15 protein-coding genes and 1 riboswitch are annotated in these 13388 nt (G+C 60.9%); of the genes, 5 read left to right on the top strand and 10 right to left on the bottom strand.

Annotated features, from left to right (window positions below; all coding sequences use genetic code 11):
• Nucleotides 1-30: 30 nt before the first annotated feature.
• On the top strand, nt 31-816 hold the full coding sequence (locus ACCW71_RS00200) for an OBAP family protein (RefSeq protein ID WP_436368804.1): 786 nt from the start codon (nt 31-33) through the stop codon (nt 814-816).
• Here ACCW71_RS00200 and moaE read toward each other — a convergent pair.
• The 5 genes from moaE to moaA form a co-directional block, all read right to left on the bottom strand.
• On the bottom strand, nt 813-1265 hold the full coding sequence (gene moaE / locus ACCW71_RS00195) for a molybdopterin synthase catalytic subunit MoaE (RefSeq protein ID WP_436368802.1): 453 nt from the start codon (nt 1263-1265) through the stop codon (nt 813-815). The two genes, ACCW71_RS00200 and moaE, sit on opposite strands and share 4 nt — an antisense overlap.
• A 1-nt stretch (nt 1266) precedes the next feature.
• The gene (moaD, locus tag ACCW71_RS00190) at nt 1267-1512 is read right to left on the bottom strand and encodes a molybdopterin synthase sulfur carrier subunit (protein WP_436368801.1); all 246 of its coding nucleotides are present in this window, start codon (nt 1510-1512) and stop codon (nt 1267-1269) included.
• Entirely contained in the window at nt 1505-1990 is a 486-nt protein-coding gene (gene moaC / locus ACCW71_RS00185) for a cyclic pyranopterin monophosphate synthase MoaC (RefSeq protein WP_436368799.1), read from the bottom strand. Before moaC ends, moaD begins: the two co-directional genes overlap by 8 nt.
• Nucleotides 1991-1992: 2 nt before the next feature.
• Nucleotides 1993-2508, bottom strand: coding sequence for a molybdenum cofactor biosynthesis protein B (gene moaB / locus ACCW71_RS00180; protein WP_436368797.1), 516 nt, complete (start codon nt 2506-2508; stop codon nt 1993-1995).
• A 14-nt stretch (nt 2509-2522) separates the two neighbouring features.
• Nucleotides 2523-3509: a GTP 3',8-cyclase MoaA gene (moaA, locus tag ACCW71_RS00175; protein ID WP_436368796.1), complete on the bottom strand. Its 987-nt coding sequence runs from the start codon at nt 3507-3509 to the stop codon at nt 2523-2525.
• A riboswitch (molybdenum cofactor riboswitch) is annotated at nt 3499-3632 on the bottom strand. It overlaps the preceding gene by 11 nt.
• Before the next feature lie 207 nt (nt 3633-3839).
• Here moaA and ACCW71_RS00170 point away from each other — a divergent pair.
• Nucleotides 3840-4763 (top strand): gluconeogenesis factor YvcK family protein, encoded by a 924-nt coding sequence (locus ACCW71_RS00170; RefSeq protein WP_436368794.1) that lies wholly within the window; start codon nt 3840-3842, stop codon nt 4761-4763.
• Here the strand turns inward: ACCW71_RS00170 and uvrB are convergent.
• Nucleotides 4747-6768 carry an excinuclease ABC subunit UvrB gene (gene uvrB, locus ACCW71_RS00165; protein ID WP_436368793.1) on the bottom strand — a complete coding sequence of 674 codons (2022 nt, stop codon included), beginning with the start codon at nt 6766-6768 and terminating at the stop codon, nt 4747-4749. The two genes, ACCW71_RS00170 and uvrB, sit on opposite strands and share 17 nt — an antisense overlap.
• Before the next feature lie 413 nt (nt 6769-7181).
• On the opposite strand from uvrB, the gene ACCW71_RS00160 reads away from it, so the two are divergent.
• The gene (locus tag ACCW71_RS00160) at nt 7182-7478 is read left to right on the top strand and encodes a hypothetical protein (protein ID WP_436368792.1); all 297 of its coding nucleotides are present in this window, start codon (nt 7182-7184) and stop codon (nt 7476-7478) included.
• Nucleotides 7479-7665: 187 nt separating this feature from the next.
• A complete protein-coding gene (locus ACCW71_RS00155) occupies nt 7666-8388 on the top strand; it encodes an ABC transporter ATP-binding protein (RefSeq protein ID WP_436368790.1) in 723 nt (240 codons plus the stop codon).
• Nucleotides 8389-8400: 12 nt separating this feature from the next.
• Here ACCW71_RS00155 and bioD read toward each other — a convergent pair whose 3' ends face one another.
• Genes bioD through bioB form a run of 4 tightly spaced genes read right to left on the bottom strand, consistent with a single transcriptional unit; the run spans nt 8401 to nt 11990 of the window.
• Nucleotides 8401-9072, bottom strand: coding sequence for a dethiobiotin synthase (gene bioD / locus ACCW71_RS00150; protein ID WP_436368789.1), 672 nt, complete (start codon nt 9070-9072; stop codon nt 8401-8403).
• Nucleotides 9069-9824: a malonyl-ACP O-methyltransferase BioC gene (gene bioC / locus ACCW71_RS00145; RefSeq protein ID WP_436368787.1), complete on the bottom strand. Its 756-nt coding sequence runs from the start codon at nt 9822-9824 to the stop codon at nt 9069-9071. The genes bioD and bioC overlap by 4 nt, the downstream gene beginning before the upstream one ends.
• A complete protein-coding gene (gene bioF / locus ACCW71_RS00140; RefSeq protein ID WP_436368785.1) occupies nt 9808-10959 on the bottom strand; it encodes an 8-amino-7-oxononanoate synthase in 1152 nt (383 codons plus the stop codon). Before bioF ends, bioC begins: the two co-directional genes overlap by 17 nt.
• Nucleotides 10959-11990: a biotin synthase BioB gene (gene bioB / locus ACCW71_RS00135; RefSeq protein ID WP_436368783.1), complete on the bottom strand. Its 1032-nt coding sequence runs from the start codon at nt 11988-11990 to the stop codon at nt 10959-10961. Before bioB ends, bioF begins: the two co-directional genes overlap by 1 nt.
• Nucleotides 11991-12077: 87 nt before the next feature.
• On the opposite strand from bioB, the gene bioA reads away from it, so the two are divergent.
• Nucleotides 12078-13367, top strand: coding sequence for an adenosylmethionine--8-amino-7-oxononanoate transaminase (gene bioA / locus ACCW71_RS00130; protein WP_436368781.1), 1290 nt, complete (start codon nt 12078-12080; stop codon nt 13365-13367).
• Nucleotides 13368-13388: the final 21 nt, after the last annotated feature.

Genomic DNA, 13388 nt, shown 5'->3' with positions numbered 1-13388 from the left:
TTATCTTTTTTAACGTTAAAGGAATTTTCGATGTTTAAACTCTGGCCTGTTGCGGCGATCGGTCTGTTATTAACCGGTTGCGGCGCGCATAACACCCCTGCCCAGGTGCAGTCACCGGGCGCGCCGACCTCCGCGTCACTGAAACTGCTGGAGACCGGCGCCAGCGTAATGCAGTCGCGCCCGCCGATCGACGCTATCAACACCTATCTCGACGGCTTCCATTTTTATAATGGCGATCAGAACGGTCAGATGGAGGCGCACCACTACGTGACGGTGCTCAACGACGATGTGATGCAGGCGGTGATCTACGACGGCAATACCCGCGACGCACGGCTGATGGGAGTGGAGTACATTATCAGCGAACGGCTGTTTAACACCCTGCCGCCGGAAGAGAAAAAGCTGTGGCACAGCCATCAGTATGAGGTGAAGTCGGGCACGCTGATTGCGCCAGGTCTGCCCGCCAGCGCCGATCATGCCCTGATGAAGCGTATCGTGAACACCTACGGGAAAACCTGGCACACCTGGCATACCGATCGCGACAAGACGCTGCCGCTGGGCATTCCGGCGCTGATGATGGGCTTTACCGCCGATGGTCAGATGGATTCCCGGCTGCTGGCCGACCGCGATCGCCGGTTTGACGTCGATACCAAAGCGATCCGCGATCAGCGCGCCGATATTGTCGCGCAGCCAGTCGCAGCGGGGGCCAACGCCTGGCAGCAGGGCCAGGTGATTCAGCTGAAGCGCACCCGCGGCGGCGGTGAGCACAGTCACGGCCAGACACACTTTGGTCCGGCCGAGCAGCTAAAACAGCCTTAGTCCCAGCGCCGGGCGGCGTGGTGGTCGCTGTCACGGGCATCGACCCAGCGATCGCCCTGCTCTGTCGCTTCGCGCTTCCAGAAGGGAGCGCGGGTTTTCAGGCAGTCCATAATAAATTCCGCGGCGGAAAAGGCGCTGCCACGGTGCGCGCTGGTGACGCCCACCAGCACGATCTCATCGCCGGGAAACAGCTCGCCGACCCGATGGATCACCGTGACGCGCTGGAGCGGCCAGCGTTCACGCGCCGCATCGACAATCTCCTGCAACGCTTTTTCCGTCATGCCGGGATAGTGCTCCAGCGTCAGCGCCGCCACGTCACTGCCCAGATTGTGGTTGCGCACTTTGCCGGTAAACGTCACCACCGCGCCATCTTCATCGCAGGCGGCCAGCCAGCGATACGCTTCCGCCATATCAAACGGCGCGGGGCCGACCCGAATCTGGGTTTCCATCTCAGCCTCCGGTCACGGGCGGGAAAAAAGCCACTTCATCACCGGCGCGCAGGGGATGACTCATCGGCACCAGCGTCTGGTTTACCGCCGCCAGCAGCTTGCCCGACTCCAGCGCCAGCGCCCAGCGATCGCCCCGCTGCGCCAGCGCCTCGCGTAACGCCGCCACATCCGCATACTCCGCACTCACCGCTAACTCAGCGGTGCCCGCCAGCTCACGCACCTGGGCGAAAAACAGCACCTTAATCATGGGTCACCGCCTGGAAATCGCCGCTTTTGCCGCCGCTCTTGCTGATTAACCGCAGCTGATCGATAACAATATCTTTCTGCACCGCTTTGCACATGTCGTAGATGGTCAGCGCGGCAACCGAGGCGGCGGTCAGCGCCTCCATCTCCACGCCGGTTTTACCGCTGAGGCGGCAGAGCGTGGTAATGCGCACCCGGCTGTGGTCCGGCTCCGCCTCCAGGCTGACCTCTACTTTGCTCAGCATCAGCGGATGACAGAGCGGGATCAGCTCCCAGGTGCGTTTCGCCGCCTGAATACTGGCGATGCGCGCGGTCGCGAAGACATCCCCTTTGTGGTGGCTGCCGTCGATAATCATTTGCAGGGTGGCAGGCTGCATCAGCACCAGCACCTCCGCCCGCGCTTCGCGCACGGTTTCCGCCTTGGCGGAGACATCCACCATGTGCGCTTCACCGGCGGCGTTAATGTGTGTGAGTTGAGACATTCTTAGCGTTTCTTCAGATGTGAGACAAAATTACAGGGCGCGGTACGCGCATCGAGCTGCTCCGCGATAATGCGCTCCCAGGCGCTGCGGCAGGCGCTGGTGGAACCGGGCAGCGCCAGGATCAGCGTCTGATTGGCGAGACCGGCCACGGCGCGTGATTGCAGGGTTGAGCCGCCAATCTCCTCATAGGAGATCATGCGGAACAGTTCACCGAAGCCGTCAATCTCGCGATCAAACAGCGGCAGCAGCGCTTCCGGCGTACTGTTTTTCGGGTTAAAGCCGGTGCCGCCGTTGATAATCACCACCTGCACATCTTCGCTGGCGATCCAGCGCGAGACGGTGGCGCGAATGCGATAGAGATTCTCCGGCACGATGGCATGATCGACCACCTCATGTCCCGCTTCCGCCGCCGCGGCGCGCAGATAGTCGCCGGAGGTATCGTTGCTGGCGTCACGCCGATCTGACACGGTCATCACCGCAATCTGCACTGCCTGAAATTCACTGGCTGGTTTACCCATAACGCCTCCTGAAATTAGCCGCCAATGTAAGAGAGATTCTGTGTGATGCCGGTGTTGCCCTGATGCAGAAAATGGGTCTGCTTTTTCTGTCCCAGGCTGCTGGCGATGCGCGCCTGCAATTCGGCCTGCTGCTCATCGGACGCCAGCAGATCGCGCAGCGGCACGCCGCCGTCACCAAACAGGCAAAGGTGCAGGTTCCCCTGCGCGGAAACCCGCAGGCGGTTGCAGCTGGCACAGAAATCTTTGGCATAGGGCATGATCAGGCCAATCTCGCCGAGATAATCGGGATGGGTAAAGACCTGGGCCGGACCGTCGCTGCGTCCGCTTTCACGGCGCTGCCAGCCCTGGGCGATCAGCTGGTCGCGGATCACCATGCCGGAGACGTGCTGATCGCGGAACAGCGTGCCGCCATCACCGGTTTCCATCAGTTCGATAAAGCGCAGCTGAATCGGACGGGTACGGATCCAGTCGAGGAAGGTCGCCAGGTTGCGGCTGTTCAGGTCGCGCATCAGCACGCTGTTGACTTTGACCTGCTGAAAACCGGCGTCAAAGGCGGCATCGATGCCGCTCATCACCTGGTGGAATTTATCCTGACCGGTAATGGCGTGAAACTGACGGGCGTCCAGACTGTCAACGCTGACGTTGAGCGCGGTTAAGCCCGCCTCGCGCCACTGTTTCACGTCGCGTGCCAGCCGGTAGCCATTGGTGGTGACGGCGATCTGGCGGATCGAGGCGTTTTCACGCACCGCCGCAATGATCTCGGTGAAATCACGGCGCAGCGACGGCTCACCGCCGGTCAGCCGCACTTTTTCCGTGCCCGCCGCGGCGAAGGCCCGCGTGACACGGCGGATTTCACCCAGAGAGAGAAAGCTTTTGTTACGAATTCCCTGCGGCTGGTAGCCGTCAGGCAAGCAGTAGGTACAGCGGAAATTACAGACATCCGTGACCGACAGGCGCAGGTAATAGAACTTACGCGCGTATGCATCAGTAAATTGTGACACCAGAACACCTTTCCAGATTGGGAGATGCAGTCATTTCTTCCTGCACCCTGGCAGCTCGTTGGCTGCGGCCTGAATCCCCTATCCGCAGACGTAGGCATTCAGGCTTGAGTGTGTACGCTGACCCGTTGATCAGCGCGGTTAACCAAGATGGTAGCGTGATTTACGCCACTCTTCCATTGGCTCTTTTCGCTATATAATCTGATACATATCGAATTTTCACCGCATTTTCGCGACAGGATACGTTAAAATGCAATCCAGATTTTGACGTAAGTCATCCGCGCGGGATTAGCGTTTTGAGCGCCGCCGCGCGCATCGCCTTTAAGGAGAAGTATGAATCGCACTCTGGCCGATCTCGATCGCGTGGTGGCACTGGGTGGCGGACACGGGTTAGGCCGCGTGATGTCTGCCCTCTCCCCGCTCGGCTCGCGCCTCACCGGCATCGTCACCACCACCGACAACGGCGGATCAACCGGCCGCATCCGGCGCTCTGAAGGCGGTATCGCCTGGGGCGACATGCGCAACTGCCTGAATCAGCTGATTGCGGAGCCGAGCGTGGCCTCAGCGATGTTTGAATATCGCTTTGCCGGTAATGGCGAACTGGCTGGCCACAACCTCGGCAACCTGATGCTGCGGGCGCTGGATCACCTCAGCGTGCGCCCACTGGAGGCGATTAATATCATCCGCAACCTGCTGAAGGTGGACGCCTTTTTAATTCCGATGTCGGAGCAGCCGGTGGACCTGGTGGCGATGGATGCCGAAGGCAACATGGTCTACGGCGAAACCGCGATTGATGAGATGAAGCAGCCGCCGCAGGAGATGATGCTGCATCCCAACGTACAACCGACACGGGAAGCGTTGCAGGCGATTGGCGAAGCGGATCTGATCCTGATTGGGCCGGGCAGCTTCTACACCAGCCTGATGCCGATTCTGCTGATGGAGGAGATGGCGCAGGCGCTGCGCCGTACCCCGGCCAGAATGGTGTTTATCGGCAACCTCGGTCGCGAACTCAGCCCGGCCGCCGCCAGCCTGTCGGTGGCGGATAAACTGGCGATGATGGAGCGTTATATCGGTAAACGGGTGATCGATGCCGTGGTGGTCAGCCCGGCCGCCGACACCCGCAACATCGAAAACCGCCTGATCGTCCGGGAGCCGCTGGAGGCCGCCGACATTAAATATCGTCACGACCGCCAGCTGCTACGGCTGGCGCTGGAACACGCCATTCAGAGCTTTGACGGCGCTACGAGGCCGCAATAAACAGCGTCCGCAGCTCATGCAGCTGATCGCGCACGCTGGCCGCCTGTTCGAACTCCAGGTTTTGCGCGTGCTGCTGCATCTGTCCCTCCAGCTGGTGGATCTTCTTCTGCAACGCCTGTGGGGTAAGCGACAGGAAATCCGCTTTGGCTTCCGCTTCCCCCGGTCGCGCCGGTTTCGCTTTGCCGCGGGTTTTCACCACGTTCTGGCCCAGTTCCAGAATATCGGTGATCTTCTTGTTCAGGCCCTGCGGCACAATGCCATTATCAATGTTGTACTGCTGCTGTTTCTCGCGACGGCGTTCGGTCTCTTCAATGGCGCGCGCCATCGACGGCGTGATTTTATCGCCGTAGAGAATCGCCTTGCCGTTGATGTTACGCGCCGCACGACCAATGGTCTGGATCAGCGAGCGCTCCGAGCGCAGGAAGCCTTCTTTATCGGCATCGAGAATCGCCACCAGCGAGACTTCCGGCATATCCAGCCCCTCACGCAGTAAGTTAATGCCCACCAGCACATCAAACTCACCCAGACGTAAGTCGCGGATAATCTCCATGCGCTCGACCGTGTCGATGTCAGAGTGCAGATAGCGCACCTTCTCGCCATGCTCGGTCAGATACTCGGTCAGATCCTCCGCCATGCGTTTGGTCAGTACCGTCACCAGCACACGTTCATTGATCGCCACCCGCTGGCGGATCTCTGACAGCAGATCGTCCACCTGGGTCGCCACCGGACGCACTTCGAGGATCGGGTCCAGCAGGCCGGTCGGACGCACCACCTGATCGATCACTTCACTGCCCGATTTCTCCAGCTCATATTTGCCCGGCGTGGCCGAAACGTAGATGGTCTGCGGCGCCAGCGCCTCAAACTCCTCAAACTTCATCGGGCGGTTATCCAGCGCTGAGGGCAGACGGAAACCATACTCCACCAGCGTCTCTTTACGCGCCCGGTCCCCTTTGTACATCCCGCCAATCTGGGGAATGGTGACGTGTGATTCATCCACCACCAGCAGGCCATCCGCCGGCAGATAGTCGAACAGCGTCGGCGGCGCTTCGCCCTGGCCGCGCCCGGAGAGGTAGCGTGAGTAGTTCTCAATGCCGGAGCAGTAGCCCAGCTCGCTCATCATCTCCAGGTCGAACTGGGTTCGCTGGGTAATACGCTGCTCTTCCAGCAGCTTATTGTTCTCCAGCAGCACCCGGCGGCGATCCGCCAGCTCTACCTTAATATCTTCCATCGCCTGCAAAATCCGCTCGCGCGGTGTGACGTAGTGGGTTTTGGGGTAGATGGTGAAGCGCGGCACCACCGACTCGATCTGACCGGTCAGCGGGTCAAACAGCGACAGACGCTCGACCTCCTCATCGAACAGCTCGACGCGCAGCGCAATATCGTCCGATTCCGCCGGGAAAATATCGATCACCTCACCGCGCACCCGGAAGGTGCCGCGCTGAAACGCCTGATCGTTGCGGGTGTACTGCAACTCCGACAGGCGACGCAGAATGCTGCGCTGATCGATAATCATGCCGCGGGTCAGGTGCAGCATCATCTTCAGGTAGAGGTCGGGATCGCCGAGGCCGTAGATGGCCGACACCGACGCCACCACGATCACGTCGCGCCGCTCCAGCAGCGCTTTGGTGGCCGACAGACGCATCTGTTCGATATGTTCGTTAACCGAGGCATCTTTTTCGATAAAGGTGTCGGAGCTGGGCACATAGGCTTCCGGCTGATAGTAGTCGTAGTAGGAGACGAAAAACTCCACCGCGTTGTCCGGGAAAAACTCTTTCATCTCACCGTAGAGCTGAGCCGCCAGCGTTTTGTTGGGCGCCAGCACCATCGTCGGACGGTTGAGGTCGGCAATCACGTTGGCTACGGTGAAAGTTTTCCCCGAACCGGTAACGCCTAATAGGGTCTGATGGGCCAGTCCATCTTCCAGCCCCTCTTCGAGACGACGGATCGCCTCAGGCTGATCGCCTGAAGGTTTAAAGGCGGAATTCAATTTAAAGGCTTTACTCATGAATGCATTTCCTGCTGGAGAAGTCGGCGGGCAGGCACTTATTTTACTCGGCTATGGTGATTTTGCCAGAAAATAATACTGGATATAAAAACAGTGTTGATGCAAAGTAGCGCGCAGATTGGATGCTTTTCCCGCCACGATGCGCTGACGGCTTAGCCGCCGCGGTTGTTGCGCAAGGTTATCCCCAGGCGGAGATCGGATTTAACATTTGTCAATAGAGCGTCATAAAATTACAGTTCGGTTACCTGACAGATAATTCTCAGGCTTGTTTTTTACTAACTATATGATTTTATTCAAATAACCTCATAAGGCCAGATTCTCGTCATTATGTTACCAGGCCCCGTATTTCCTCGCTTCCAACTGGTTTTCATTACCTAATGCACAAGGTTATCCACAGGAATGGTGGATAAGTGATGGCAGCCCCGCCGCCATCAGCTGTGTATAATTTTTCCCTGCCCCGCTGCCCCGACCAAAATAATTTTTTTTGCGCTAAATTTGCCGCCCGGCACAGCCGGATTATTCTGCATTTTTCCCCTGACGCCCGCCGCACCGCGCAAATTTACCGCACAAAGACTACGATTCTTAATCAGATTCGCTCGCTTATCACCGCCCTCTGCACCAGCAACAGCGCCCGCAGGCACCGCAAAAGTGCAACGGTCTGCTTTCCGGGGGAAATTGATAAGTTTTTCTCAACTTTCATCCCGGCCTGACGCTATTGTCATCGTTATCCTGATCCCTTACAGATCTGGCCTGGGAATTGCAGGACTCTCTGGCATCACCGCGCATCCTGCGCAATGCAACAGAGTGCAATGGCGAGGCGGCCGTTGCTGATGACTTGTTTGCCAGACGACGCAGAGCGGAAGCAATCAGGCTAACGATCGGGAAGGAGTGTGTCAGATGCTGAGTCTACGTTCGGTAAATCAATTTTACGGTCAGAACCATATTCTGTGGGATGTTGACCTCGATCTCTCGCCTGGCACCTGTACCGGCGTGCTGGGTCGGCCTGGCATGGGTAAAACGACGCTGGTGAACTGCATCATGGGCAGATTACCGATCAACAGCGGGTCGATCTTCTGGAAGGAGGATGGCTCCCCCCCGGAAGATCTGCTGCGGCAACCGGCTGAACAGCGCGCGCAGATGGGAATTGGCTATGTGCCGCAAGGCCGACACATTTTTACCCAGATGAGCGTGGAGGATAACCTGCTGATTGCGCTGCTGGCGGGGGCCAGCCACGGCGATCGTCATCGCGCCATTCCTGAAATGGTGTTTGACCTCTTCCCGGCGCTCTACTCACTGCGCCAGCAGCGCAGCGGCGATTTGCCGATCGATCAGCAGCAACAGCTGGCGCTGGCGCGCGCGCTGGTGCTCCAGCCAAAACTGCTGATTCTGGATGAGCCGACCGACGGTATGTCGCCGTGGCTGGAGGAGGAGATGGGCAACCTGATCCGTCGACTTAACCTCGACTACGGGCTGACCATCCTGTTACTGGAGCAGCGCCTGTCGCTGATCCGCCGCGTAGCAGACTATTTTCTGCTGCTGCATCGTGGCCGCAATGTGGCGCAGGGCAGTATGGCGCAGCTCGATGACCATACCGTCGATAAATGGCTGACGGTGGCCTGATGAGCCAGGCGCTTACTCAGGCAGCCTCAGATAGTGGCCACACTCCGCCTGCTGCGCCGCATCGGTGAGGTAGGGAATGGTGCCCAGACAGGGCGCGGGCAGTCGCTGCCTGAGGCTGCTGAGATACTCCTGATAGCGTTTACCGGGTGGCTCGACGGTGTTGGCAATCCAGCCCGCCAGGGTTAACCCGCGCGCCCGCACCGCATCTGCGGTCAGCATCGCGTGGTTGATGCAGCCGAGTTTGATCCCCACCACCAGAATAACCGGCAGCTGTTCGCTGCTGACCCAGTCCGCAAAGGTGTGCTGCTCTGACAGCGGGGTATACCAGCCGCCCGCCCCTTCCACCAGAATCCAGTCAGCCAGCGGCTCCAGCGTGGCGAGTCCGGCAGAGAGCGCCAGATGGGTGATTGGCCGGCCCTCTTCGGCGCTGACGATATGCGGTGAGGTCGGCTCGATAAACGCCAGCGGATTCACCTGCTGATAGCTTAACGGCACGCTGCTGTAGCGTTGCAGGGCCAGCGCGTCGCTGTTACGGACCCCTTCGGGGGTCATTTCGCAGCCGGACGCGACCGGCTTATAGCCGGCACAGCGATAGCCCGCCGCGGCGGCCGCCTGTAACAGGGCGCCGCTGGCGACGGTTTTACCGACTTCGGTGTCGGTGCCGGTGATAAACCAGCGTTTCATGATCTGCTTACTCCATAGATGAGATGGTAACTGAGGCGGAAGCCGTGCCGATCGCGCGGCCAGTGCGCCTCTAACGCGGTCAGCCGCTGGCGGGTTAAAACCCGCCCGTCGCGCCCGTGGTGCAGGTGGGTGGCACCGATTCCCTTCAGGGAGCGCATGGCGCTCAGCGCATCGGGGAAATGCAGCGTGACGACCTCTGAGGTGCAGCTCAGCTGCTGGTTGTGGCAGGCTGAGGCGATCTGCGGCTGACTGAGAAAACGGTTGGCGTGTGGCAGCGCATCCAGATGGGACCAGGCCTCATGCACCTCCTGCAACGATCCGTCGCCAAGCGTGGAAAAGAGCAGCGTGCCGCCGGGCCGCAGCACCCGCCGGAACTGGCTCAGCGCCCGATCAAGATCGTCGCTCCACTGCACCGCCAGGTTGCTCCACACCAGGTCCATGCTGTTATCCGCCAGCGGCAGCGCGTCGATGTCGCCCGCCAGATAGTGCTGCGCCGCGTGGTTTTCCCGCGCCTGTTGCAGCATCTGCGGTGAGAGATCCAGCGCCGTCACCTGTTTGCCGCGCTCGCGCCACAGCCGGCTGTACCAGCCGGTGCCGCAGCCGGCATCCAGCAGAGAGGGACCGCTCTGCGCCGGGGCGTGCGCCAGTAGCGCATCCCCGCTGAGCCGTTGCAGGGCGGCATGGGCGTCGTAGTGACCGGCGGCACGCCCGAAGGCGCGCGCCACCGCGCGCTTATCAACCGGCAGCGTCATGCAGCGCCTCCAGCAACCGATCGATATCCTCTGGCTGATGCGCCGCCGTCAGGGTGATGCGCAGCCGGGCAGTGCCCGGCGGAACGGTGGGTGGCCGGATGGCGCTGACCCAGCAGCCCGCCGCCGCCAGCCGCGCCGACAGCGCCATCGCCTGGGCATTTTCCCCTACCAGCAGCGGCTGAATCGCACTGTCCGTGTTCATCAGCTGCCATGGCAGCGAAGCCGCACCGCGCCGGAAGCGCTGAATGTTCTGCTGTAAACGCTGACGCAGCTCATCCCCCTGCTGTACCTGATGCAGCGCCGCCTGGAGCGCGGCGGCCTGCGCCGCGGGCATGGCGGTGGAGTAGATCAGATGACGGCTGAATTGCAGGAAATAGTCGGCGGTCGTCGCGTCGCACAGCAGCGCCGCGCCGCTGACGCCAAAGGCTTTGCCGAAAGTGACCACCAGCAGTTCCGGTTTCACGCCCTGCTGCCAGCAGCTGCCGCGCCCCTGCTCACCCACTACGCCGATGCCGTGCGCATCATCCACCAGCAGCCAGCCTCGTGCCTGGCGCGTCTGCTCGGCCAGCGCGGCCAGCGGCGCGCTGTCGCCATCCATGCTGAAAATTCCCTCGGTCACCACCAGGGTTTCGCCGTCACAGGGTGCGGCGAGCCGCGCCGCCAGACTCTCCGGCGCGTTGTGGCTGAACCGCCGCAGCTGCGCCGGGCTATGGCTGGCGGCATCCAGCAGCGAGGCATGGCTGAGTCTGTCGGCGAGGATGCGGTCGTTTTTTTCACCCAGCAGATGGATCACCGCCTGATTAGCGGCGAAACCGGAGATAAAGAGTAGCGCGCGGTCGTAACCGAGCCAGTTGGCCAGCGCCTCCTCCAGCGCGGCGTGCTGCCGGTGGTAGCCGGTGACATGGCCCGACGCGCCCGCCCCCGCCCCGGCCTGCTCTGCCCCCTGCTGCCAGCCAGCGATAACCGCCGGATGCCGGGTCAGGCCCAGATAGTCATTGCTGGAGAAGTGGGTGTAGCAGCGCCCGCCGCTGTGCAGGGTGCGGGTAGTCTGCTGATCGATGACCGGGCGTTGCCGCCAGCCATCGCTGGCACGGCGCTCTGCCAGCGCCTGCCCGATACGTTGCTGCCAGCTCATCACTGCGCCGCGTTGTAGAACTGTTCTGTGTCGGCGTGCAGCAGCTGCTCGCTGAGATGCTGCTGCTGTTGCTGATCGCCATGCGAGGTATGAGTATGCTCCGGGTTCAGCCCCAGCTTGCGGAACAGCACCCGATCTTTATCCTCTTCCGGGTTGGGCGTGGTCAGCAGTTTGCAGCCGTAGAAAATCGAGTTCGCGCCCGCCATAAAGCACATCGCCTGGGTCTGCTCGCTCATCTGTTCGCGGCCCGCCGAGAGGCGCACGTGTGAGGTTGGCATCATGATGCGCGCCACCGCGATGGTGCGGATAAAATCGAACGGCTCGACATCATCGTTATCCGCCAGCGGCGTCCCTTTGACCTTCACCAGCATGTTGATCGGTACGCTCTCCGGCGGGGTCGGCAGGTTGGCTAACTGCACCAGTAGCCCGGCGCGGTCATCTACGGTTTCGCCCAGGCCCACAATGCCGCCTGAACAGACTTTGATCCCGGCGTCACGCACTTTGCCCAGCGTATCCAGCCGCTCCTGATAGCTGCGGGTGGTGATAATCGAGCCGTAGAATTCTGGCGAGGTGTCGAGGTTGTGGTTGTAGTAATCGAGACCGGCGCCCGCCAGCCGCTGCGCCTGCTGATCGCTGAGCGTGCCCAGCGTCATGCAGGTCTCCATTCCCATCGCCTTCACCCCTTCAACCATCTTTTCCAGGTAGGGCATATCGCGCTCGTGCGGGTTTTTCCAGGCCGCGCCCATGCAGAAACGGGTCGATCCGGCCGCCTTCGCCTGACGCGCCGAGGCCAGTACCTCTTCCACCTCCATCAGACGTTCCGACTCCAGACCGGTCTTGTAGCGCGCACTCTGCGGGCAATATTTGCAATCTTCCGGGCAGGCGCCGGTTTTAATCGACAGCAGGGTACTGACCTGCACCTGACGCGGGTCGAAGTGCTGACGATGCACCCGCTGCGCTTCAAACATCAGTTCGAGAAAAGGTTGTTCAAACAGCGCCTGAGCCTGTGCGATTGTCCAGCGTTGAGCCATTACTTACTCCAAAAAAAGGGTGTCATCCCGACGAAAAGCAGGGTTATACTTGTAAACTATATTTTTTTATTTTGGTTTACAACTCCGATGTTCACTGCTGAAGATGCCCTCTTTGACCGCCAGCATATCTGGCATCCCTACACCTCGATGCAGGAGCCGCTGCCCTGCTATCCGGTTGTCGCCGCGCACGGTTTTCAGCTGCAACTGGCTGACGGGCGTGAGCTGGTGGATGGCATGTCATCCTGGTGGGCGGCGATCCACGGCTACAACCATCCGCGCCTCAACCGGGCGCTGACGGAACAGGCCACACAGATGTCGCACGTGATGTTTGGCGGCATTACCCATCCGGCGGCGGTGGCGCTCTGCCGTCAGCTGGTGGCGATGACGCCTGCGGCGCTGGAGTGCGTCTTTCTGGCCGACTCCGGCTCGGTGGCGGTGGAAGTGTCGATGAAGATGGCGCTGCAATACTGGCTGGGGCGCGGCGAGAAACGCCAGCAGTTCCTGACGCTGAAACGCGGCTACCACGGCGATACCTTTGCGGCGATGTCGGTGTGCGACCCGGACAACTCGATGCACAGCCTGTGGCGCGGCTATCTGCCGGAACATCACTTTGCCGAGGCGCCAGCCTGCGGTTTCGATGATGAGTGGCAGAGCCAGGATTTCGACGATTTCGCCCGGCTGATCGCACAGCATCACCACCAGCTGGCGGCGGTGATCCTCGAACCGATTGTGCAGGGCGCGGGCGGCATGCGTTTCTACCATCCGCGTTACTTACAGCAGGTGCGGGAAGCGTGCGATCGCTATGGCGTGCTGCTGATTGCCGATGAGATCGCCAGCGGCTTTGGCCGTACCGGCAAACTCTTTGCTTGTGAACATGCCGGGATTACCCCGGATATTCTCTGCGTCGGCAAAGCGCTGACCGGCGGCATGATGACGCTGGCCGCCACCCTTACCACCCGCGAGGTGGCCGACACCATCAGCCGCAGTGCCGCGGGCTGTTTTATGCACGGCCCGACCTTCATGGGCAATCCGCTGGCCTGCGCGGTGGCGGCGGAGAGCCTGGCGATGCTGGCAGAGGGCGACTGGCAGGCGCAGGTGGCGAATATTGAGCGCCAGCTGCGGGCTGAACTGCTGCCGCTGCGCCACGCGCCGCAGGTAGCGGACGTGCGCGTGCTGGGGGCGATTGGCGTGGTGGAGACCCGTCGGGCGGTAAATATGGCGGCGCTGCAACAGTTCTTTGTTGAACAGGGCGTCTGGATCCGGCCGTTTGGCCGGCTGATCTACCTGATGCCGCCCTACATCATTACCCCGCAGGCGCTGAGCAGGCTGGTGCAGGCGATAGCCGCCGCGCTGGAACATCCGCAACATTTTGTCTGACCGCTGCAACCGCCGACACTT

Source organism: Pantoea sp. C2G6, assembly GCF_051336815.1.
Lineage (GTDB): Bacteria > Pseudomonadota > Gammaproteobacteria > Enterobacterales > Enterobacteriaceae > Pantoea.
Note: the sequence above shows the minus strand (reverse complement) of the source record. Positions and strands in the feature narration are given on the sequence as shown.